Source organism: Knoellia sp. B-D-2, assembly GCF_057714695.1.
Genome location: NZ_CM173189.1, coordinates 3,593,110 through 3,614,343, shown reverse-complemented (window position 1 = coordinate 3,614,343; position 21,234 = coordinate 3,593,110). Strand labels below are relative to the sequence as shown.

General features: G+C 70.4%; 22 protein-coding genes and 3 tRNA genes. 13 read left to right on the top strand and 12 right to left on the bottom strand.

Translation table 11 applies throughout. The features are described from left to right. The first annotated feature begins 50 nt into the window (after positions 1-50). The 4 genes from AC3EU2_RS17165 to AC3EU2_RS17150 all read left to right on the top strand — a co-directional run bounded on the left by AC3EU2_RS17165 (position 51) and on the right by AC3EU2_RS17150 (position 1,512). Positions 51-1,169 (top strand): YihY/virulence factor BrkB family protein, encoded by a 1,119-nt coding sequence (locus AC3EU2_RS17165; RefSeq protein ID WP_488177486.1) that lies wholly within the window; start codon positions 51-53, stop codon positions 1,167-1,169. An 80-nt stretch (positions 1,170-1,249) separates the two neighbouring features. Further along, positions 1,250-1,322, top strand: a tRNA-Gly gene (locus AC3EU2_RS17160). A 26-nt stretch (positions 1,323-1,348) separates the two neighbouring features. Continuing rightward, positions 1,349-1,419, top strand: a tRNA-Cys gene (locus AC3EU2_RS17155). An 18-nt stretch (positions 1,420-1,437) separates the two neighbouring features. Continuing rightward, positions 1,438-1,512 (top strand) — tRNA-Val (locus tag AC3EU2_RS17150). Positions 1,513-1,970: 458 nt separating this feature from the next. On the opposite strand, the gene AC3EU2_RS17145 is transcribed toward AC3EU2_RS17150, so the two are convergent. Next, positions 1,971-3,146 (bottom strand): IS30 family transposase, encoded by a 1,176-nt coding sequence (locus AC3EU2_RS17145; protein ID WP_488176163.1) that lies wholly within the window; start codon positions 3,144-3,146, stop codon positions 1,971-1,973. A gap of 176 nt (positions 3,147-3,322) precedes the next feature. On the opposite strand from AC3EU2_RS17145, the gene AC3EU2_RS17140 reads away from it, so the two are divergent. Together AC3EU2_RS17140 and AC3EU2_RS17135 are read left to right on the top strand one after the other, a co-directional pair. Beyond that, positions 3,323-5,782 (top strand): heavy metal translocating P-type ATPase, encoded by a 2,460-nt coding sequence (locus AC3EU2_RS17140; protein ID WP_488177485.1) that lies wholly within the window; start codon positions 3,323-3,325, stop codon positions 5,780-5,782. A gap of 517 nt (positions 5,783-6,299) precedes the next feature. Beyond that, entirely contained in the window at positions 6,300-6,770 is a 471-nt protein-coding gene (locus tag AC3EU2_RS17135; protein ID WP_488177484.1) for a methyltransferase family protein, read from the top strand. 13 nt (positions 6,771-6,783) lie between these two features. Here AC3EU2_RS17135 and AC3EU2_RS17130 read toward each other — a convergent pair whose 3' ends face one another. Continuing rightward, positions 6,784-7,227 carry a hypothetical protein gene (locus AC3EU2_RS17130; protein ID WP_488177483.1) on the bottom strand — a complete coding sequence of 148 codons (444 nt, stop codon included), beginning with the start codon at positions 7,225-7,227 and terminating at the stop codon, positions 6,784-6,786. Positions 7,228-7,530: 303 nt separating this feature from the next. Here AC3EU2_RS17130 and AC3EU2_RS17125 point away from each other — a divergent pair, with 303 nt between their 5' ends. Next, on the top strand, positions 7,531-7,992 hold the full coding sequence (locus tag AC3EU2_RS17125; RefSeq protein ID WP_488177482.1) for a peptidoglycan-binding domain-containing protein: 462 nt from the start codon (positions 7,531-7,533) through the stop codon (positions 7,990-7,992). Between the two features lie 40 nt (positions 7,993-8,032). On the opposite strand, the gene AC3EU2_RS17120 is transcribed toward AC3EU2_RS17125, so the two are convergent. Together AC3EU2_RS17120 and AC3EU2_RS17115 are read right to left on the bottom strand one after the other, a co-directional pair. Further along, complete coding sequence (locus AC3EU2_RS17120; protein ID WP_488177481.1) at positions 8,033-8,422, bottom strand: nitroreductase family deazaflavin-dependent oxidoreductase; 390 nt, start codon at positions 8,420-8,422, stop codon at positions 8,033-8,035. A gap of 10 nt (positions 8,423-8,432) precedes the next feature. Next, complete coding sequence (locus tag AC3EU2_RS17115; RefSeq protein ID WP_488177480.1) at positions 8,433-8,567, bottom strand: hypothetical protein; 135 nt, start codon at positions 8,565-8,567, stop codon at positions 8,433-8,435. A 334-nt stretch (positions 8,568-8,901) separates the two neighbouring features. Here AC3EU2_RS17115 and AC3EU2_RS17110 point away from each other — a divergent pair, with 334 nt between their 5' ends. Further along, complete coding sequence (locus AC3EU2_RS17110) at positions 8,902-9,336, top strand: ANTAR domain-containing protein (RefSeq protein WP_488177479.1); 435 nt, start codon at positions 8,902-8,904, stop codon at positions 9,334-9,336. A 172-nt stretch (positions 9,337-9,508) separates the two neighbouring features. On the opposite strand, the gene AC3EU2_RS17105 is transcribed toward AC3EU2_RS17110, so the two are convergent. Beyond that, a complete protein-coding gene (locus tag AC3EU2_RS17105) occupies positions 9,509-9,652 on the bottom strand; it encodes a hypothetical protein (RefSeq protein WP_488177478.1) in 144 nt (47 codons plus the stop codon). 137 nt (positions 9,653-9,789) lie between these two features. Continuing rightward, on the bottom strand, positions 9,790-11,427 hold the full coding sequence (locus AC3EU2_RS17100; protein ID WP_488177477.1) for a M28 family metallopeptidase: 1,638 nt from the start codon (positions 11,425-11,427) through the stop codon (positions 9,790-9,792). Positions 11,428-11,555: 128 nt separating this feature from the next. On the opposite strand from AC3EU2_RS17100, the gene AC3EU2_RS17095 reads away from it, so the two are divergent. Together AC3EU2_RS17095 and ppk2 are read left to right on the top strand one after the other, a co-directional pair. Then, complete coding sequence (locus tag AC3EU2_RS17095; protein WP_488177476.1) at positions 11,556-12,017, top strand: SRPBCC family protein; 462 nt, start codon at positions 11,556-11,558, stop codon at positions 12,015-12,017. A gap of 20 nt (positions 12,018-12,037) precedes the next feature. Next, positions 12,038-12,850, top strand: coding sequence for a polyphosphate kinase 2 (gene ppk2, locus AC3EU2_RS17090; RefSeq protein WP_488177475.1), 813 nt, complete (start codon positions 12,038-12,040; stop codon positions 12,848-12,850). A gap of 21 nt (positions 12,851-12,871) precedes the next feature. On the opposite strand, the gene AC3EU2_RS17085 is transcribed toward ppk2, so the two are convergent. From AC3EU2_RS17085 to AC3EU2_RS17065, 5 genes are all read right to left on the bottom strand, one after another. Continuing rightward, a complete protein-coding gene (locus tag AC3EU2_RS17085) occupies positions 12,872-13,387 on the bottom strand; it encodes a DsrE/DsrF/DrsH-like family protein (RefSeq protein WP_488177474.1) in 516 nt (171 codons plus the stop codon). A gap of 43 nt (positions 13,388-13,430) precedes the next feature. After that, positions 13,431-13,745, bottom strand: a complete 315-nt coding sequence (locus AC3EU2_RS17080; protein ID WP_488177473.1) for a TusE/DsrC/DsvC family sulfur relay protein — start codon at positions 13,743-13,745, stop codon at positions 13,431-13,433. A 5-nt stretch (positions 13,746-13,750) separates the two neighbouring features. After that, positions 13,751-15,028 carry a type III sulfide quinone reductase, selenoprotein subtype gene (gene sqr / locus AC3EU2_RS17075; protein WP_488177472.1) on the bottom strand — a complete coding sequence of 426 codons (1,278 nt, stop codon included), beginning with the start codon at positions 15,026-15,028 and terminating at the stop codon, positions 13,751-13,753. A 140-nt stretch (positions 15,029-15,168) separates the two neighbouring features. Continuing rightward, entirely contained in the window at positions 15,169-16,068 is a 900-nt protein-coding gene (locus AC3EU2_RS17070) for an SDR family oxidoreductase (RefSeq protein ID WP_488177471.1), read from the bottom strand. A 28-nt stretch (positions 16,069-16,096) separates the two neighbouring features. Then, the gene (locus AC3EU2_RS17065) at positions 16,097-16,582 is read right to left on the bottom strand and encodes a hypothetical protein (protein ID WP_488177470.1); all 486 of its coding nucleotides are present in this window, start codon (positions 16,580-16,582) and stop codon (positions 16,097-16,099) included. A gap of 134 nt (positions 16,583-16,716) precedes the next feature. Here AC3EU2_RS17065 and AC3EU2_RS17060 point away from each other — a divergent pair, with 134 nt between their 5' ends. The 3 genes from AC3EU2_RS17060 to AC3EU2_RS17050 are packed head-to-tail and all read left to right on the top strand — an operon-like array spanning position 16,717 to position 20,815. Then, complete coding sequence (locus AC3EU2_RS17060) at positions 16,717-18,423, top strand: formate--tetrahydrofolate ligase (RefSeq protein ID WP_488177469.1); 1,707 nt, start codon at positions 16,717-16,719, stop codon at positions 18,421-18,423. Between the two features lie 29 nt (positions 18,424-18,452). Beyond that, complete coding sequence (locus AC3EU2_RS17055) at positions 18,453-20,183, top strand: SulP family inorganic anion transporter (protein ID WP_488177468.1); 1,731 nt, start codon at positions 18,453-18,455, stop codon at positions 20,181-20,183. Then, entirely contained in the window at positions 20,180-20,815 is a 636-nt protein-coding gene (locus AC3EU2_RS17050) for a hypothetical protein (RefSeq protein WP_488177467.1), read from the top strand. The genes AC3EU2_RS17055 and AC3EU2_RS17050 overlap by 4 nt, the downstream gene beginning before the upstream one ends. A gap of 20 nt (positions 20,816-20,835) precedes the next feature. Here the strand turns inward: AC3EU2_RS17050 and AC3EU2_RS17045 are convergent, their stop codons facing one another. Beyond that, on the bottom strand, positions 20,836-21,234 hold the full coding sequence (locus tag AC3EU2_RS17045; protein WP_488177466.1) for a hypothetical protein: 399 nt from the start codon (positions 21,232-21,234) through the stop codon (positions 20,836-20,838).

Sequence of the window (21,234 nt, the reverse complement as noted above, 5' to 3'; positions counted from 1 at the left end):
TCGCCGTGTCACCGCCCAGCGAGCCGGAGGACGGCAGATAGCGTGGCCGGGTGACCGATGCGAAGCGACGCCTCCGTGGCTGGCTGGCGCGGTTCCCCGCGCTGCTGGCCTTGGCGCGCCTCACGGTCGAGACGATCCGGATCTGTCTGCGCTACCGGGTGACCGGGCTGGCCTCCGAGGCGGGCTTCTTCGCGCTGCTCTCGCTGCCGCCGCTCGTCCTCGGGCTCTTCGGTGGGGTCGGCTACGTCGGTCGCTGGCTGGGGCACGACACCGTCGAGCAGGTGCGGGTCGCCGTCAGTGAGTATGCCGCCCGCTTCCTCACCGAGGACGTCATCTCGACGACGCTGTCGCCGACCGTCGACGACGTCTTCACCGACGGCCGCTTCGACCTCATCTCGGTCGGCTTCCTGCTGTCGCTGTGGTCCGGGTCGCGGGCGCTCAACGTCCTCGTCGACACCGTCTCGATCATGTACGGGCAGTCGGGTCTGCGCGGGATCGTGCCGACGCGGGCGCTGAGCTTCTCGCTCTACGTCGTCGCCCTGCTCGTCGGCGTCGTGATGATCCCGCTGGTGCTCATCGGCCCGACCCTGCTCGGGCAGTTCCTCCCGGAGGGGTGGGACTTCCTCACGGCGCTCTACTGGCCGGTCGTCTCCCTCCTCGTCATCGCCGCCTTCACCAGTCTCTACCACGTGTCCACGCCGCGCCGGAGCCCGTGGACCCGGGACCTCCCCGGGGCCTGCGTCACCCTCGGCATCTGGGTCGTGGCGTCGTTCGCGGTGCGCGGGACCATCGCCGCCTCGCTGGGGGGGACCTCGATCTACGGCCCGCTCAGCGCGCCCATCGTCCTGCTCATCTGGCTCTACATGCTCGCCATCGCGGTCCTCATCGGGGCCGCGCTCAACGCCGGCATCCGCAACCTCTGGCCGTCCTCGGAGCAGCGTGGGCTGCGAGAGCGGTTCGCCTTCTGGCTCCGGCCCTCCACGTCGGGACCGTCGGGCGCCACGGCGGACGGGACGGACGACGGGGTCGACGGTGACGACACCGGAACTGCCGCCGACGACGACCTGGACCTGGACGGCATACGCGACGCGGCACGCCGTCCGCTCACCCCGATCAGCGACGACGAGACCCTCGTCATCCCGCGGATCCGGGTCGGCTCCGGGCGCTGAGGACAGCGGGTTTGGAGTTCACGCGCCCCATCAGTTAATGTCTCTCCGCACGCCACAAGGGGAACCGAGTGGAGCGAAGTGCGGATGTAGCTCAGTTGGTAGAGCGCAACCTTGCCAAGGTTGAGGTCGCCGGTTCGAACCCGGTCATCCGCTCGGAGGGCAAAGCCGCCCCTCGATGTGGTGGAGTGGCCGAGAGGCGAGGCAGCGGCCTGCAAAGCCGTTTACACGGGTTCAAATCCCGTCTCCACCTCGAGTACGACCCCCACGGGGGCGATTGGCGCAGCGGTAGCGCGCTTCCCTGACACGGAAGAGGTCACTGGTTCGATCCCAGTATCGCCCACCACGAAGACGAGCCCCTGACCGGCGAAGATGCCGGTCAGGGGCTGTTTCGTTGCGCGGCTGTGTCGGATGCGTGTCGGATCGCTGACCCGTTTGACCCCGGAATGGGCCGCCTCATAGGTCTTTGACCGAAGACGGCGGCGCGTGCAGGCTCAGGGGACCTCCGGCGAGAAACCCGTCATGCTCTGCTCGAGGGGCGGAGCGTACGGCGACGTCAGGCACGCGGCGCCCTCGCGCACCTGACGTCGCCCTGTGTGGTTGGCGCGGCAGGGGACACACACAGATGGGCTGGCCTCCCTCAGCCCGGCTGCCTCAGGCTTGGTGGCCCCGGCCCATCCGGCAATCCTTCACAGCACCCAGTTCCTGGTGCAAGGCTCCCAGTGGGCAGGCGTCGGATGGCTCCGCAGGGCCAGCCCAGATGTCCGTCTCGGGTGATGAGCGGGGGGGGCGGAATCAAGGGAGTCACGCAACACCGTTGGCGATGTTCGCAGACAGTAGTTCGTTGAGCATCTCGGCTGGGGTTTTGAAGGCGTGGCGTTTGCGGGGTCTGGAGTTCAGTTCGGCGGCGATGTTGTCGAGCATCCCGGGCCCGTAGAAGCTGAGGTCGCTACCTTTGGGCAGGTACTGGCGCAGCAGCCCGTTGGTGTTCTCGTTCGTGCCGCGCTGCCAGGGCGAGTGGGGGTCACAGAAGTAGATCTCCAGACCGGTGGCTTCGGCGATCTGGGCGTGACGTGCCATCTCGCTGCCCTGGTCCCAGGTCAGCGACCGTCTGAGCTGTTCAGGCAGCGTCAGCATCTTGGCCACCAGCGCGTCCTGCACGGCCAGGGCGCCGTGGTTGTCGGGCAGGTGCAGCAGCATCGTGAAGCCGGTGGTGCGCTCCACCAACGTGCCGACCGCGGACGCCGAGGCGGTGGAGCCGAGGATGAGGTCGCCTTCCCAGTGTCCGGGCACCGCGCGGTCCTCGACCTCGGGCGGGCGCGAGCTGATCATCACCATGTCCGGGATCCGCGCGCGGCGCTCACCCTCGCGGCGGCGTGGTCGGCGCATCGACCGGCCGGTGCGCAAGCACGCGGTCAGCTCCCGCTTGAGACCACCACGGGCCTGGATGTACAGCGACTGGTAGATCGTCTCGTGCGACACCCGCATCTCCGGTTCGTCGGGGAAGTCGACCTTCAGTCTTCCAGCGACCTGTTCCGGGCTTTCGTGCCGCTCCAGCCTGGCCTGGACCTCCCCACGCAGCCGGAGATTGGTGGCCAGCTTCGCCGCGCGAGGAGCCGTGCGGCCACGATCGACTGCGGCTTGGGCCACCGAGGGACGGTAGCCGCGCCTGGTCGCGCCCCGAGCCAGCTCGCGGCTGATGCTGCCCGGATCACGCCCCAGCCGGCGGGCGATCTCCCGTACCCCGCGGTCGGCATGGACCAACGCCGCGATCTCCTCCCGCTCCGAGAACGACAGGTACCGGCCAACCGGGGCGGCAACAGACGTGGGTTTCACCCCGCCAGCCTCCCGGAAGATGCGACTGGCCCACCTGTACGACAGCCCCGTCAACCCGCCCGCATCCTCCACGCTCAACCCGTCCCGGATCCCAGCCCAAAACCGGCGATCCAGCTCCCGCGGCGCCCTCGGCCGACCCCTCATGACAAACAACTCCTCGTGATCGAGGTGTTGCGTGACTCCCTTGAACCCGCCGGGGGACAGTGTCGCCAGTTTGGTTCCCAGCCCGGGTCTCGACAGTGATCCGGAAATACCCCATGGGGGTATGCTGTTCTTCTGCATGACGGTGAGTTCGAGCCGACCTACGGAGATGCGTCACCATGAGCCAGAGGACCGTCCTGCACCTGGGGGGCCTGCACTGGGCCACCTCCGCTCGCGCCATCGAGTCCACGCTGACTCGTCGTCACGGCGTTGAGGCCGTCGAGGCCAACGCCGCGAACCAGACTGCCACCGTGACCTACGACCCCGGGGTCACGTCAGTGTCGGAGCTCGCGGGGTGGGTTCGCGACTGCGGCTATCACTGCTCGGGTCGGTCGGTGCCGGACCACCTCTGCGAGCCGATGGGGGAGCCTTCAACGCGCCACGCGGCCCACGTGGACGGTCGTGGCTCCACGGCGCTCCACGAAGACACCGCCGTGGTTGACAGCCACGAGGCTCACGCCCGGCATGCCCTGCCCGCTGATGGTGAGCCCAGCACCCACTCGCCGCACGAGATGATGGGCAAAGGTGGACACACCGGGATGTCGATGGCTGACATGGCCCGCGACATGCGCAACCGGTTCCTTGTCGCCCTGGTGCTCACCGCCGGGATCACGTTGTGGTCGCCCATGGGTCGGGACATGCTCGGCTTCGAGGCGTCAACTCCGTTCGGGCTGCGCGACGACGTGTTCGCCCTGCTCCTCAGCCTCCCGGTCGTCTTCTACTCCGCATGGATCTTCTTCGACGGTGCCTGGCGGGCGCTGCGCAACCGCACCCTCGACATGATGGTGCTGGTCGCCGTCGCGGTCGGCGCCGGCTGGCTCTACAGCGTCGGCGTCACGGTCACCGGCGGGGGCGAGGTCTTCTACGAAGCCGCCGCGATGCTCACCACGTTCGTGCTGCTCGGGCACTGGTTCGAGATGCGTGCTCGCGGAGGCGCCAACGACGCGATCCGCGCACTCATGGACCTGGCACCGCCCAGGGCCACGGTCCTGCGCGGCGACGAGGAGGTCGAGATCCCCACCGCCGAGGTGGTCGTGGGCGACCTCGTGCTGATCCGCCCCGGTGGCAAGGTGCCGGTGGACGGCACGGTGCAGGACGGCATCTCCGAGGTCGACGAGTCGATGGTGACCGGCGAGAGCATGCCCGTGGGCAAGACACCGGGCTCCGAGGTGATCGGTGCCTCGATCAACACCACGGGCACACTGCGGGTCCGGGCCACCAAGGTCGGCTCGGACACGGCGCTGGCACAGATCGTGGCCCTGGTGCAGGAAGCCCAGAACTCCAAGGCCCCCGGACAGCGGCTCGCCGACCGTGCCGCGTTCTGGCTCGTCCTCGTCGCCCTCATCGGCGGCCTCGGGACCTTCCTCGTGTGGCTGGCCGTCGGCGCGAGCGTTCAGGTCGCCCTGCTCTTCGCCATCACGGTCGTGGTCATCACCTGTCCCGACGCCCTCGGTCTGGCCACCCCGACCGCGATCATGGTCGGGACCGGGCTCGGTGCCCAGCGCGGCGTGCTGTTCAAGAACGCCACCGCTCTGGAGTCCGCGGCCCACATCGACACCGTCGTCCTCGACAAGACCGGCACCCTGACCAAGGGCGAGCCCGAGGTCACCGACGTCGTGGTCGCGGACGGCACCGGTGAGGACGAGCTGCTGCGTCTGGTCTGCGCCGTGGAACGCGAGTCCGAGCACCCCCTCGCGGGAGCCATCGTCGCGTATGCCGTGAAGCGGGGTGTCACTCCTCCCGTCACCTCGGGCTTCCGGAACGTTCCCGGTCACGGGGCGGTCGCCACCGTCGACGGCCACAGCGTCGTCGTCGGCAACCGCAAGCTCATGACCCAGGAAGGCATCGACGTCGGTCCTCTGTTGGCTCGACGCGAGGAGCTCGCCGCCAGCGGCCGCACCGCGGTGCTCATCGGCGTCGACGGGCGGGGCGTGGGTGTCATCGCCCTGGCCGACGCGGTCCGCGAGACCTCCGCGCAGGCGATCCGCGAGCTGCACGAGCTCGGCACCGAGGTCGTCATGCTCAGCGGCGACAACCAGGCCACCGCCGAACGCATCGCGAGCCAGCTCGGCATCGACACGGTCATCGCCGAGGTGCTCCCCGGCGACAAGGCCGCGAAGGTCGCCGAGCTCCAGGCCAAGGGCAAGAAGGTCGCCATGGTGGGTGACGGCGTCAACGACGCACCCGCGCTGGCCCAGGCGGATCTCGGCATCGCGATCGGCGCCGGCACCGACGTCGCCATCGAGACCGCGGACCTCGTGCTGATGCGATCGGACCCGCTCGACGTGCCCATCGCCCTGCGAGTCGGCCGAGGGACGTTGCGCAAGATGCGCCAGAACCTCGGCTGGGCCGTCGGCTACAATGTCATCGCGCTGCCCATCGCAGCGGGCGTGTTCGAGCCGTCCCTGGGTCTCGTGCTGCGGCCGGAAGTCGCGGCACTGTCGATGTCCGGATCCAGCGTCATCGTGGCCGTCAACGCCCTGATGCTCAAGCGCCTGCGCCTCCCCGCACCGCCGCCGCCGGTCGACGGCCCGGAGCCCGCGCATCACGTCCCCGAGCCCGCCGCTCACCACGGCTGACGGGCCTGACGGCTGTCGAGGACGGGCCTGCTCGTCGCACCTCGACCATCGTCATCGGACCTTCAGCGGTGCAGCCGGTGCGGCGCCATGACGGGGGTGAGGATCACCGACATCGCGATCACGCCGAGGAAGAAGGGCCACAAGCCCCCGGCCGGGGGCCTGGTGTCCGACATCAAGAACGCCGGCGTGTGTCACACCGCGGAGACGACGCCGAGGATGAGCGCCGAGTGGAGTGCGGCGAAACGGCGTTGCAGCAGGGCAGAGCGACACCGCGCCAGCCCAGCTCCTCGATCGGCCCGATGAGGAAGGCCGGAAGCAGCGCCGGCAGCACCTGGTACCACGGGTCGAACGGGACGGTTCCCAGTGTCGTCGGCGACGCTGCAGGGGATACCGACGATCCCGGCCGGCACTTCGTCGCAGGGATGACGTTCTTCGCCTCGAGCCGGACCGATGGTCGTTGACGTGCCCCATGCCTCGGCGCGGGGCCCCGGCCCTTGCCTCCCGCGAGAATGAGGTCGTGCTGCAGCGCTCGAAGGACACCGTCGCGTTCCGGCTCTGGCCGCCTGTCGCCATCGGCGCACCCCTGCTCGTCGGTTGGCTCGCCACCGTGCTCTGGGGTCAGCCGTTCGACCTGGGTGCCTGGCGGGGTCCGCTCGGCTGGGCCCTCGTCGTGTTCTTCGTGGGATGGAACGGCTGGTCGTTGTGGCTGTTCGGTCGGCACCCGACCGGACTCCTGCCGGGGCAGGCGACCCGCGCCCTGATCGAGAAGGGCCCCTACCGCCTGTCCCGCAACCCGCTGTACGTCGGCCTGCTCGCGCTCTACCTCGGGCTGGCGCTGCTCGCACCGACGTCCTGGGGGCTCGTGCTTTTCCCGGCCGCGGTGCTCCTCGTCCTCTGGGGAGCCATCCGTCCCGAGGAACGCTTCCTGAGAGAGCGGTTCGGTGCGGAGCACGAAGACTATGCGCGGCGGGTGCGACGTTGGCTGTGACGACGCGGAGCTGTCAGGCGGTGCGCAGCACGAGGAGGAACTGCCCACCGGCGGACTCGACCTGGGTCGTGACAGCCAGCTCGGGAGCGAAACGAGACAACCGGTCGACCAGCCAGGCAGCGCCCGCGTCGGCGTCCGCGCGGCTCGGGCAGCGTGCCACCACTTCGCGCCCTCCCTTGCGTCGGAGGCGCTCGACGGAGGCCACGATCGGTGCGGGGTCGACGACGAAGAGCTGAGGTGACCAGGGCACCACCGGTGTCACGGCACCCTTGCGTGTGTTGCAGGCGCGGTGGGCAAGCCGCTCCGTCCCTGTCACGCCCTTCGTCTTCGACTTGGCGACGCCGAGGTCGACGCTGGGGCCGCGATCCGAGTTGACCGAGGCGTGCGGATCCACCGGCTCGTCGCACAGCCAGCACCGCCACGAGTCCCGGTCGCCCACAGCACTCAGATTGCTCATCCGCGAACCGTAGTCCCCGAGGGCCAGGCTGCGATCGACCGCCACCGTCGGCGGGGCTCATCCGAGACGTCCCGCCACGACGACGCGATGCCACGGACCACGTGGCCCTCCTCGCGGAGTGCCCACAGCACGCCCGCACCGTACGAGGCCATCCCACGGTGAGCCGGGGCTCGCTGCCGACGGGTCGCGTCGCCCGACAGGACCGGATCCGTCTGGGCGAAGCGGTTGACGTCGCAGTCCCATGGCGGGACCGTGGGTGGACGGGTTTGTCCGGTTGATCCTGCGAAGGGGAGGGAGCTCGGCATGTCAGACGCCATCAGTGCGTGGCCGCTCGTGCGGCGAGGCGATCGTGAGCATCCAGTGCGAACACTTCAGCACCTGCTGCGGGCGCGGGGCCATCTCGTGTCGGTGGACGGGAGCTTCGGTCCGTTGACCGACGGTGCGGTGCGAGCCTTCCAGCAGGAGAAGGGACTCGTCGTCGACGGAGTCGTCGGCCGGCGGACATGGAGTGCCCTCATCGTCACGGTCCGCCGTGGGAGCACTGGTGATGCGGTGCGTGGCGTGCAGGACGAGTTCCAGTTCCGCAACCTTTCCGGTGACCCCAGCCTGGGCCTCGCGGTGGACGGGCAGTTCGGACCGCTCACCGAGGCTGCGGTGCGCGGGTTCCAACAGGCTCTGCACACCGACATCCCGGCTGTGACGGTCGACGGTGTCGTCGGGCCGGTCACGTGGCAGGCCCTCGTCAGCGGCATGTTGTCCTTCTGACCAGCTCCCGGACGCCGCGACCCTCCGGGGCCACCACACGTCAGCCGATCGGTGACGGGGGGTTCGCGTCGACCGTGAGCACGACGAGCGGACTGTGCCGGATCATCTCCTCGACATCCGTACGACCCCAGCGCTTGGCGGCCGCCTCGATGAAGGGACGGCGTTCGTCCGGGTCGGTGACGTCGCGCGCAACCGCGGGGACGTCCGCGACGACGGACCGCTTCAGGTGGAGGACGACGTGGGGGTCGGCGTGGATGTTGTGGATCCAGTCCCGCGTCCGGTCGGCCCGCGGCATCCCCGTGATGAACAGCCGGCCGTCGTCGTCGTGCAGGAAGATCTCGATGCGCCGCAGCCGGCCCGTCCTTCGACCCGTGGTCGTCAGGTCGATGACCTGGCTGTGGTGCAGCGCGGCTCGGGTCGTGCGGCTCAACGAACCATCATCATCCACCGGCCGTTCCTCTCAGCCTCGCGATCGACCGCCGCCCGGCTCCCAGCGCACCGTCACCGTCACCGTCACCGTCACCGTCACCGTCACCGTCACCGTCACCGTCACCGTCACCGTCACCGTCACCCATGCGAACAGGAACGCGGTCCGCGTTACTCCCTGGCGTTCGCACCAGGCGGTCGAGCGCGGGGGGTTTGTCGGAGGCACCGCACCGTCCCGGTTGCGCGCGGGGCTTGCAGAGGGAATCCTCTTGCGGGGGCCGGGGTCACCATGCGTGAAACCAACGGGCAGAGGCAGGCCAGCCCCAGGCATGACGGAGCGCCTCCCAGCCGGACCACCCTCAGGGGAGGTCAGTGGGGTGGGGGGCGCTTCGGCCGACCACCGCACGTGGCGACCTGGGTCGGGTGACGTGGCGTTCCTGGTCACGACGCCGCCTGCCGCCGCCGCGACGGCATACTGAAGCCATGGCCGGCAAACACACCCACGAGCAGGGCGAGGCCCCTGAGTCCGACCAGGACCTGCGGGCACGCGCGCACGACGCCGACGCACGAGCCGAGGCCAGCGAGGAGCGCGCCGTCGCCAGCGACGAGCGGGCGGGTTCGGAGAGTGCGCGGGTGGACCGGCTCGAGGAACGGGTCGACATCCACGAGGCGCTCATCGCCGAGCTCCAGTCCGAGGGATCGCTGAGCCGGAAGCACGCGGAGAACCTGGAGCAGGCCCTGCGGTCGGCACGCCTCATCGGGTCCGCCGTGGGCATCGTCATGGCCAACCGCAGGGTGAGTGAGGACGTCGCCTTCCGGACGTTGGGCAAGGCCAGCCAGAACACCAACGTCAAGCTGAGGCTCGTGGCCGAGGAGGTCGTGCGCACCGGTGACGTGGACCCCCTCCCGGAGCTGTGACCGGGGTGTCTCGTCGCCAGGTGTCATTGCGGCGTGGGGCGTGCGCTCGGCCGCGCGCGGGCGGGGTGCTCACGGTGACGCCTCGGCGCGAAGGGTGAATGACCGGTCGACGAGCGTCCCGCCGCTCCAGCTGTGGCCGGACAGTCCGACCGTGATCGTCTCGCCGCCGCTGTCAGTCACACAAGGAGCACAGGACGATGACGCCCGCGAACAGGACGACGAGGTCGGGCTCGGCGACAACGGCTGCGTCCACGAGGCCGACCGCCGCGACCCCGGAGATCGTCAGAGGCAGCACACGTGCCACGCGGGTGGACATGTGACGACGCTGTCATCTGCGAGCGGCCGCAGGTCCGGGCCGAAGGTCCTGTCGCACGGGCGCGGTGGCTCGCGCCGGTGGCGCCGACGGATGGGGACGACCCGTGAGGACCGTCCCCATCCGTCGTGCGGCCGCGCCTAGCCGGTCGCGCCGTGGGCCAGACCGCCGTCGGCTCCGGCGAACGTGCCCTCAGGTCCTGCCGGCTCCGGCAGGGTGAACGCCGGCCCGGGGACCTTCTTGCCGTTCACGCCGTTCACCGAGTCGGTGGAGTACGCGAACGTCAGCATCGCGAACGCGATGAGGTCGCTGTTGACCTCGAGGGCGTGGAGGTCGACGTTCCCGAGGGTGTCGCAGGCCTCGTGGTAGCAGGGGTCGAACTGCTCCCCGGCCTCACCGCCCCAGATCGCCTCCTGCTCCGGGGTCTTGATCTCCTCGGCGCCGGTGAAGAGCCCGCTGGACGGGATGCCGGCGAGGATGAAGGCCTCGTAGTCACTGCGACCCGAGAACTCGGTGTCCTCGTACGGTTCACCGATCTTCGTGTAGTACGCCTCGTACACGTCCTCGATCGCCTCGGAGCCGGCCGGCACGGGCACGGGGGCGTCGAACGTCGACTCGTCGGCGTCGTACACCATGAAGATGTAGTTGGGGGAGCCGACCATGTCGTAGTTCATGTAGAGGGCGATGCGGTCCCGCTCCGCCTCGGACAGTCCGGCGACGTAGTCCGCCGAGCCGAGGAGGCCCTGCTCCTCGCCTGCCCACCAGGCGAAGCGCAAGGTGTTTTCCGGGTTGAGGTTCGCCATCTTGAGCGCCGTCTCGAGCAGCGCCGCGGACCCCGAGCCGTTGTCGTTGATGCCGGGACCTTCGATGACACTGTCGAGGTGGGCGCCGGCCATCACGACGTTGTCGGTGTTCTTGCCCGGCAGCTCCGCGATGACGTTGTAGTCGGTGCGCGTCTCCGCCGGCAGGACCTGGACGTATGCCGTGGAGCCGGCCCTGGCGAGCAGGGCACCGTCCGCGAAGCTCGCCCCCACGACGGGGATCCCGTGCGTGACCGGACCCGGGGCGCCCGGGATGGGCTCGTCCACGCTGGTGCCGTCAGCCACGATCAGGCCCGACCGCTCAGGGGTGTTGCCCTCGTTCATGATGATGACGGCCTCGGCGCCCGCCTGCTCGGCGTAGTAGGCCTTGGTCCCGAAGAAGCACGTGCCGCGCTGGACGAGCGCGATGTCGTTGTCGCCGCTGAAGTCGAGGCCGGCGAAGTCGGCTGCCTCGCACCCGCTCGTCGAGCCACCCTCGGGGGTGAGGTCGACGTCCACCGGGATGACGTTGCCCTCCACCTCACCCGAGCCGCTGCCGGTGAAGACGCCGGTCGCGTACTCCGCCTCTGGCGCCGGGGTGAGCTGACGCAGGACCGCCGGGAAGTTGAACGTGATCTCGACCGGGTCGAGAGTGACCTCGTAGCCCGCGTCGCGCAGCAGACCGGCGACGTACTCGACGCTGTCGGCATAGCCGTCCGTTCCGGCTGCCCGCGTGCCCGGATAGACCGGGTCGGTGCTGTTGTCGGCGATCTTCTGGAAGGCCTCCTGGTGGGCGCGCACGCCGTCGAGGGTCACGCACTCGAGGAGCTTCTGGTAGGTGTTGTTGCTTCGGCTGTCGCACGACGCGGAGGGTGCCGCCGTGCCGGACTGGGGTGTCAGTGCCGTCGTGAGCGCTGCGACTGCGGCGATCGCCGTGAGCCGGAGCGTGTTCTTTCGTGCTGGACGAGGTTCGGTCATGACCATCCACTTCGTTGTGGTTGAGCCGTGGCTGGACTCTGCTGCCCGACGCTAGGGTTCCCACGAGCCAGCACGCCATAGTCCGATGTGACGTCACCCGTCCCGAGCCCCGCGCCTACCCTGTGGACATGACCAACCGTGACCGGGTGAGCGTCGAGCGCCTCATCCCCGCCCCTGCCGACAAGATCTTCGACCTGCTGGTGGACCCCGCGCGTCACCTCGACATCGACGGCTCCGGGACGGTCCAGGGCGCACGCTCGGGCGGGCGTCGGCTCCGGCTCGGCGACGCGTTCGGGATGGACATGAAGCTCGGGGCGAGCTACTCGACGCGCAACGAGGTCGTGGAGCTGGACGAGGACCGACGGATCGCGTGGCGCACCCTGGCGCCCTTCCCGCTCACCCTGCTGTTCACCGGGCGGACGTGGCGCTACGAGCTGGAGCCGGTCGAGGGCGGCACGCTCGTCACGGAGACCTGGGACATCAGCACCGAGGCCTGGCCGGGGCGTCCCGCCGTCCGCCGGATGGCCGGGTCCACGAAGCGCAACATGGAACGGACGCTGGCGCGGATCGAGGAGCTCGTCACCGACTGACGAGCGCCTACGATCGCTCCATGGGACAGGACGAACGTCCGCAGGGGTCGATACCCAAACGCGTCTACGAGGCCGAGCTCATCCGGCTCCAGGCCGAGCTGGTCAGGGCCCAGGAGTGGGTCAAGGCCGAGAACCAGCGCGTCGTGGTGGTCTTCGAGGGGCGTGACGCTGCCGGGAAGGGCGGCACGGTCAAGCGGATCACCGAGTACCTCAGCCCGCGCAACACCCGCATCGTGGCCCTGCCGACGCCGACCGAGCGGGAGAAGAGCCAGTGGTACTTCCAGCGCTACGTCGAGCACCTTCCGGCCGCGGGGGAGATCACCCTCTTCGACCGCTCCTGGTACAACCGCGCCGGGGTGGAGTGGGTCATGGGCTTCTGCACGCCGCACGAGCACCGGCGGTTCCTGCACCAGTGCCCGATCTTCGAGCGCCTGCTCGTCGAGGACGGGATCCTGCTGCGCAAGTACTGGTTCTCCGTGAGCGACTCCGAGCAGCAGCGCCGCTTCGCGTCACGGCTCAACGACCCGATGCGGCAGTGGAAGCTCTCCCCGATGGACCTCGAGTCGATCACGCGGTGGGAGGACTACTCCCGCGCCAAGGACGAGATGATGGTGCACACGGACATCCCGGAGGCGCCCTGGTACGTCGTGGAGTCGGACTCCAAGAAGCGGGCTCGGCTCAACATGATCGCGCACCTGCTGTCCACGATCCCGTACGTCGACGTGCCGCTTCCGGCGCTCGCGCTCCCGGATCGTCCACCGCCACAGGGCTACCAGCGCCCGCCGCGCGAGCACACGACCTACGTCCCGGACCACAGCGCCAGCCTGGGCTGAGGTCGGCTCAGCCCGGTCGGCTCAGATGAAGAGCAGCTGGGCGCCTTCGGTCTTCTCGATGAAGTCGCTGGCGCTGATGATGGCCTCGACCTCGTCGTAGAGGTCCTCCTCGGTCAGGTGGTTCATGTCCGCCGACATCCGGCAGGCCCAGAGGTGACCTCCGGACGCGACGATCTGCTCGAGGAACTCGGGGACCTCGGGAACGTCGAGGTCGGCGATCGACTTCTTGAGCCGGGACGTGGCCACGTGGGTGACCCCGGGGATCCCGCCCAGGCCCTGCGGCATGTGGGTCGCGGTGTTCCCGAGAGGGGTGAACTTGAGGTCACCCATCGTCTTCTTGTTGATCATGTCGAAGCCCCAGAAGGTGAAGAACATGTGCGTCTCCACGCCCTCACCCAGGGCCGCGTTGGCGAGGATGAGGCCCGGGTAGGCCATGTCGAGGCTGCCCTTGGAGCAGATGATCGCCAGCTTGCGGCCCTCGCTCGACGGCGTGTCGAAGCTCGGGACGATGGCCGGTGCAGCGTCCGTGGTGGTCATGGTGGTCCTTCTCTCGGGGTCGGTGGGGGTGGGGGGCGAGCGCTCAGACGCAGCCGTGCGGCTTCGGCAGGCCGGCGACGTAGGCCATCTTCTTGGCGGGCTTCTGCGGGAAGAGCTGGAACAGCTGCTTCGTCGGTATGCCGCCCGCCACCGTCACGCGGCGCAGGGTCGGCGTCTCGCCACGGGCCGCGAAGTCCTCACGGAGGAAGCGGATCGCCCTCCAGTGCTCGTCGCCCAGGTCGATGCCGATCTGGGTCGCCAGCGCCTTCCCCATCGCCTCGTCCCACTCGGCCGGGTCGGTGAGGAAACCCTCCTCGTTGACGTGCACCGGGCGGTTGTCGATGGTCGTGACGGGCATCGTGCTCACTCCTCTTCCGGGTCAGGCGTTCGGGTGTCGGCGGTGTCCTCGGCGGGGACGACCTTGCCGGGCATGGACATCAGGGCCGGAAGGGGGAGGGGGCGACCCGGCAGGAGGACGTTCCAGTAGATCCAGCGGAACGCCAGCTTGCCGAGGTGGTTGGTCCGGGTCTCCTTGAGCAGGCCCATCGGCCCGATGACGGGCAGCGGGTACCGACCGGTGAGGGGCTGGGTGTCGTAGTTGAAGTCGATGAGCAGACCCTTGCCGCCGCCGGACTCGACGAAGCAGTTGGCGTGCCCGTCGAAGGCCCCGGTCATCGGCTTGCCGTCGATGAGCTCCAAGAAGTTGTCCACGAAGATCTCGACGGAGAAGTGCGCCACCGAGCCGGCCTTGGAGGCGGGGATGTCGGACGCGTCGCCGACGGCGAACACGTTGGCGTGCGCCGTCGACTGGAGCGTGTGCCTGTCGACGGGAACGTAGTTCAGCTCGTCACCGAGACCCGATCGCGCGACGAAGTCGGCGCCCATGTTGAGCGGGATCGTCACGAGCAGGTCGAAGGGCACCTCACGCTCGTCGTAGGAGACGAGCGCCTTGCGTTCGTCGTCGACCCTCTCGACCATGAAGTCGGACTCGACGAGGATCTTGCGCTCCTCGAGCATGGTGCCCAGGTGCTCGGAGGCGATCGGCTGGGTGAACGCGCCCGAGAGGGGGGTCACGTAGACGAGCTCGACCCGGTCGCGGATGCCGCGGTCCCGCAGCCACGAGTCCGCGAGAAAGGCGAACTCTAGGGGGGCGACGGGGCACTTGATGGGCATCTCGGTGATGTGCACGACGAGGCGTCCGTGGTCGAAGGACGGCAGCGCGGCAGCGAGCGCCGTGGCTCCCTCCAAGGAGTAGAAGTCGAACACGCTCCGGCGCCACTGCTCTCCGAGCATCCCCGGGGTCTGGTCCGGTCGCGGCGTCGTCCCGGTGGCGATGACGAGGTAGTCGTAGGGGAGCGTTCGCCCGTCCTCGAGGTGGACCGAGGTCGAGTCGGCGTCCACACGGTCGATCTCGCCGAAGACGAGCTCGACCCCGTCGGGGATGAACACGTGCCGCTTCCTCACGACCTGGTCGGGCGAGTAGGTGCCGAACGGCAGGAACAGGTAGCCGGGCTGGTAGCGGTGGTCGTCGTCGCGGTCGACCACCGTGATCTCCCACTCCGAGGCCGGAAGCCGCCGCCGCAGCTTGTTCACGATCATCGTCCCGGCCGTACCACCACCGAGTACCAGCAGTCGTCTCACGTTTCTCGCTCCTCGCGTGCTCCTCCACGGACGACGTTAGGAGCCGGGGCGGGGACGGTGCAGGGCACTTGGTCCCGATGCGGGTGCGGCAGGGGTGGAGGTGGGTGCAGGGCGCGCGCCGGACGTATGAGGCCACCGGATCACGTCCGGGACGAGCCCGCCGCCTGCTCCCTGATCCAGTCGCTGGCCGGGCGTGGCGTGATCCCGCGCTCCCGCAGCGGCCGGTCGTCCCACGTGACCTCGGTGCGCTCCATCATCATCCCGTTGCCGAGGATGCTGGCCATCGCGTCGTTGCGGCGGGCGAGCACCTTCATGAGCAGTCGCGCGACCGCGATGGGGGCGTGTCGGACCTTGATCGACCTACCGGACGCCTGCTCGGCGAGGGCGACCGCCTCGTTGCGGCTCAGCGCCTCGGGCCCACCGAACTCGATGAGCTGCGGGGGGTGGGGCTCCGTCACCACCGCGACGACGAGGGCCGCGACGTCGTCCGTGGCGACAAACCGCACCTTCGAGTCGCCCCTGCCGAAGGTGGCGACCTTGCCCGCGGCCACGTCGAACCGGCCCACCGGTCCGAGCTGCACCTCCTGGTACGCATCGGGCCGCACGACCACCCGTTGCATCCACGAGGTGTGAAGCCTCGCCTCGGTGGCCCGCTTGGCTCGTGCCATCGGCGTGTCGGGGGAGTCGTCGAGGCCGGCATACGAGACGTAGACGAAACGACGGACGTTCGCGTCCTCGGCCGCGTCGACGAGGTGGCGCATGCCCACCTCGTCCACCTCGCGGATGGTGGGTCCCTTGGCGCCTGCCAGCCGGCGCCCGATGGCCGTGGCGCTGGCAACGACCGTGTCGACGCCGTGGCAGGCCGCCTGCAGCGAGGCGCGGTCGGTGAGGTCCCCGGTGACGATCTCGGCGCCCGACGCCCGGAGGGAGGAGGCCTCGGAGCCGGCTCGCACCAGGCAGCGGACGGGCTGCCCGTCGGCGCGGAGGCGGTCGGCGATGCGATGACCCAGGTCACCGGTGGCGCCCACGAGGAGGATCATCAGCGATCCCGGGTCCTCGCGAGAGCGTTCACACGCTGAACCCGCCCTCGGCCCTGCCCTTGACGATCTCGTAGTGGCGCGCCGAGTCGAAGCCGGAACGGTAGGCGTCGCCCTCGGTCGGCCCGACGACGGGATCGGAGCCGTCCCAGTCGGCGTACCCCTCGCTGAGACCGGCGGCCCGCCCGGCCGGCACGACGGCCGACGCCAGCCGGTCCAGGACGTCGCCGGGGAGGTGTCGGATCACGGCCCCGGCCTCACGACGCTCGCCCATCACGGCGAGCCGCGCGACCTCGGCGACGTCGTCGGGCGTGAGCCGCGCACCGGACACGAGCTGGTCCCGGATGGTGCGGAGCACGGTCCCGCGGTCGTCGGCGGAGAGGGCGCCCAGGCCCGCGGCGGTGACGTCCCTCAGTGCCTCGAGGGGACCGGTCCGCAACAGGTAGCGGTACTCGCGGACCATCGGCGTCTCGTCCGTGCCGACCTGACGCTCGTCGTGGTGCCGTCGGGGCCACATGCAGACCACGGTAGACCCGCGGGCGCCTCGCCGGGAAGGCATCTCGCAGAGCCGGGGCCCCCGGATCGCCCCGTCGGGAGACCCGGGCCCTTTGGCCCGAGACAGTCCCGACCGACGAGGAGGACGGTGGTTGCATGACCACGACCGCACCCCCCTCGGACCTCGCCATCGCCCGTGCCGCCCACCTCGACCCCATCACCACCGTGGCCGAGTCCGCCGGCATCCCGCTGGACCGGCTCCAGCCCTACGGCCGCCACGTCGCCAAGATCGACCTGGCCGCCGAGCAGGACCTCGCCGGGCAGCCGCGGGCGCGCTACGTCGTCATCACGGCGATCACGCCGACGCCCCTCGGTGAGGGCAAGACGACGACGGCGGTCGGCCTCGCCCAGGGGCTGAGCCAGCTCGGCCACCGGGCCACCCTCGCCCTGCGCCAGCCGTCGATGGGTCCGACGTTCGGGATCAAGGGTGGTGCGGCCGGAGCGGGCTTCAGCCAGGTCCTGCCGATGGAGACGCTCAACCTCCACCTCACCGGCGACTTCCACGCGGTGACGGCCGCCCACAACCTCCTGGCGGCCATGCTCGACAACCACCTGCACCACGGCAACGAGCTCGACGTCGACACGAGGAGCATCTCGTGGCGCCGCGTGCTCGACGTCAACGACCGGGCGCTGCGCGGCATCGTCGTGGGGCTCGGCGCGCGGATCGACGGGGTGCCCCGGCAGTCCGGTTTCGACATCACCGCGGCCAGTGAGGTGATGGCCATCCTCGCGCTGTCCACCTCCATCACCGACCTGCGTGGCCGGCTCGGGCGCATCGTCGTCGGCTTCACGACGACCGGGCACCCCGTCACCGCGGAGGACCTCCACGCCGCCGGTGCGATGGCCGTCATCCTCCAGGACGCGCTCATGCCGAACCTCCTGCAGACCACCGAGAACACCCCGGTCCTCATCCACACCGGGCCGTTCGGCAACATCGCCACCGGGAACTCGTCGGTCATCGCGGACCGCATCGGCATCCACACGGGGGACTACCTCCTCACCGAGGCCGGGTTCGGGTCGGACATGGGCGCGGAGCGGTTCTTCAACCTCAAGTGCCGGGTCTCCGGGCTCCTGCCGGACGCCGCCGTGCTCGTCGCGACGGTGCGCTCGCTCAAGGCGCACTCCGGACAGTTCCGGGTCGTCGCCGGCCGCCCTCTGCCCCCCGAGATGCTGCTCGAGGACCCCGACGCGGTCCGGGCCGGTGTGGCCAACCTGCGTCGGCACATCGAGATCGTCCGGTCCTTCGGGGTGTCCCCGGTCGTGGCGGTCAACGCCTTCCCCACCGACCACGACTCCGAGCTGGCCGTCATCACGGACGTGGCCGAGTCCGAGGGTGCCCGCGTCGCGGTGTCGACGCACGTCCTCGACGGCGGCAAGGGCGCGACCGACCTCGCGGCGGTCGTCGCGCAGGCCTGCGACGACCCCCACCGGCTGCGCCACACCTACGAGCTCGACGAGCCGTTGCGGGACAAGATCGAGGCCGTCGCGACCCGGGTCTACGGCGCCGACGGCGTCGACTTCTCCGACGCGGCCGCCAAGGACCTCGGGCGCTTCGAGGTGCTCGGGTACGGAGCCTTCCCCGTCGTCATCGCCAAGACCCACCTGTCGATCTCGTCCGACCCCACCCTGCGGGGGGACCCGCGCGGATGGCGGATGCCCGTGCGTGAGGTCCGGGTCGCGGCCGGTGCCGGCTACGTCTACGCCATCAGCGGCGAGATGCGCACGATGCCGGGCCTCCCGAAGCACCCGGCTGCGGCGTCGATCGACCTCGACGCCGACGGCCAGGTCGTCGGACTCTTCTGAGCCGCGACCGGCGACGGGAGGGAGCCGTGGTGGGTCGTGGTGGACGGGGGGTCGGGTGGACCGCGCCCGGCCTGGCGGCGCTGAGGACCTACGACCGGACCTGGCTGCGCGGGGACGTGCTCGCGGGCGTGACCGTCGCGGCATACCTCGTCCCCCAGGTGATGGCGTATGCCGGCGTGGCTGGTCTGCCCGCCGTCGTGGGTCTCTGGGCGGCATGCGTGTCGATGGTCTTCTACGCCCTCCTCGGCTCCTCCAGCCTGCTGTCCGTCGGACCCGAGTCGACCACGGCGCTCATGACGGCGGTCGCGCTCGGGAGCATCGCCGCGGGCAGCCCCGACCGCCACGCCGCGCTGGCGGCAGCCCTCGCCGGAATGGTCGGGGTGATCTGCCTGCTCGCCTGGGCGTTGCGCCTCGCCTTCCTCGCGGAGCTGCTCTCGAGGCCGGTGCTGGTCGGCTACATGGCGGGCGTGGCCGCGCTCATGGTCGTGAGCCAGCTCGACACGGTGACGGGCATCGAGGTGACGGGCGACACCGCGGCGGGGGAGATCGGATCGGTGCTGCGTCAGCTGGGCGACGTCCACCCGCCGACGGTGGTCCTCGCCGTCATCGTGCTCGCGCTGCTCCTCCTCACGAACCGCCTGTGGCCACGGGCGCCGGGTCCGCTGCTCGCCGTCGTGCTCTCCGCCGGCGCCGTCGGCGTGTTCGACCTCGGCTCCCGGGGGATCGACGTGGTCGGACCCGTTCCTCGGGGGTTCCCGTCGCTGAGCCTGCCGGAGCTCTCCCTCGCCGACCTGCGCACCCTGCTGCCCGCTGCGCTGGGCATCGCCGTCGTCGCCTTCACCGACAACGTGCTCACCGGGCGAGCGTTCGGTGATCGCCACGACTCGACCCTCGACGTCAAGCAGGAGCTCCTGGCCCTCGGCACCGTCAACCTCGCGGTGGCGGTGACGCAGGGCTTCCCGGTGAGCAGCAGCGGGAGCCGCACGGCGATCGTGGACTCGGCCGGTGGCCGAACCCAGCTCAATGCCGTCGCCGCGCTGGTGAGCGTCGTCCTCGCCGTGCTCGTCCTCAACCCGGTGCTGGCGGCCTTCCCGACCGCCGCTCTGGGCGCGCTCGTGGTCTACGCGGGGATCCGGCTCGTCGACGTCCCCCTCTTCCGCCGCATCTTCGCGTTCCGGCGCACCGAGGGCGCGCTCGCCGTGGGCACGACGGCTGCCGTCCTCGTCGTCGGCATCCTGCCCGGGGTCCTCGTGGCCATCGTCCTGTCCCTGCTCGACCTCCTCCACCGGGTGACCAGGCCCCACGACGGGATCCTCGGCCACGTCCCCGGGGTCGCGGGCATGCACGACATCGACGACTACCCGACGGCCACGACGGTGCCGGGTCTCGTCGTCTACCGCTACGACTCGCCGCTCTTCTTCGCCAACGCCGACGACTTCGTGACCCGGGCGCTCGGCGCGGTCGACCGGGCCCCGACGCCGGCGCGGTGGCTGCTGCTCAACATGGAGGCGAACGTCACCGTGGACATCACCGCCGCCGACGCGCTCGAGATGCTCCGTGTCGAGCTGGAGCGGCGAGGAGTGGTCCTCGCCCTGGCCCGGGTCAAGCAGGACCTGCGCGAGGAGCTCGAGCGGACCGGCCTCGTCGCGAGGGTGGGGAGGGAGCGGGTCTTCATGACCCTGCCCTTCGCCGTCGACGGGTATGCCGCGTGGCAGGCCGCGCATCCCGACCCACCCGCCGGGGCGGGGGACCCGCGATGAGCCCGCTCGTGCGCCGTTGGGTCGCCTGGACCGTCGGCGGGGAGATGGCCGGCTTCGTCGCGCCGGCCGTCGTCGGGGTGCTGACCGCGGGCTCGCCGGCGCGGGTCGCCCTGCCCGCCCTCGTCGCGGCGGGAGCGGTGGAGGGCCTGCTGCTCGGTGCCGCGCAGGCGCACGTCCTCTCGTCGGCCCTGCCCGGGCTGGACACCCGGAGGTTCGCGGTGCTCACCGCCGGCGCGGCGTCGCTCGCCTACCTCGTGGGCATGCTGCCGTCCTCGACGGGATGGGCCGGGACGGACGCACCGAGCGCCCTGCTCGTGGTCGCTGCCGTCGTCGGGGGCATCATCCTGCTCGGCTCGCTGGGGACCGCGCAGTGGCTCGAGCTGCGACGGCACGTGACCCGCGGCTGGACGTGGATCCTCACGACGGCCGGTGCCTGGCTGGTGGGCCTCGCCGTCTTCATGCTCGTCGCGACACCGTTGTGGCGACCCGGGCAGGACGTGGTGCTGGCCGTGCTCGTCGGCCTCGTCGCCGCGCTGGGCATGGCCACCACGGTGGCCGTCCTCACCGGGCGCGCGGCCCAGCGCCTCGTCGACCGGGCCCCCGCGCCGCACATCGCCGCGCGGCTGGACTGAGCGCGGCGACCGGCGAGCCGTCAGAGGCGGTGCCAGTCGCTGCGGGCCAGCCAGCCCAGGACGGCGGCCGCCGGGACGGCATACGCCCAGACTCCCCAGCCGAACAGGAGCAGCAGGACGTGGAAGGCGAGCACCGCCACCCAGCCGAGCCGTGCCGGTCGGCCGCCGAGGAGCAGCAGCACGCCCATCACGGCCTCACCCGCGGCCAGGAGGAGGATCCAGAACCGCGGGTCGGCCATGACGATCTCCGACCAGCCGGTGCGCACGAACGCGAACAGCCCTCTCTCGGCGAACGTCTCGTAGGTGCCGGGGTCCGCCAGAGCCAGCCCGGTGTTGATGCCGGACATCATGAGGTAGAAGCCGCCGACCCCCGTCGTCGCACCGGGCGGCCACCGCCGCGCAGGTGCCGACGAGCCCAC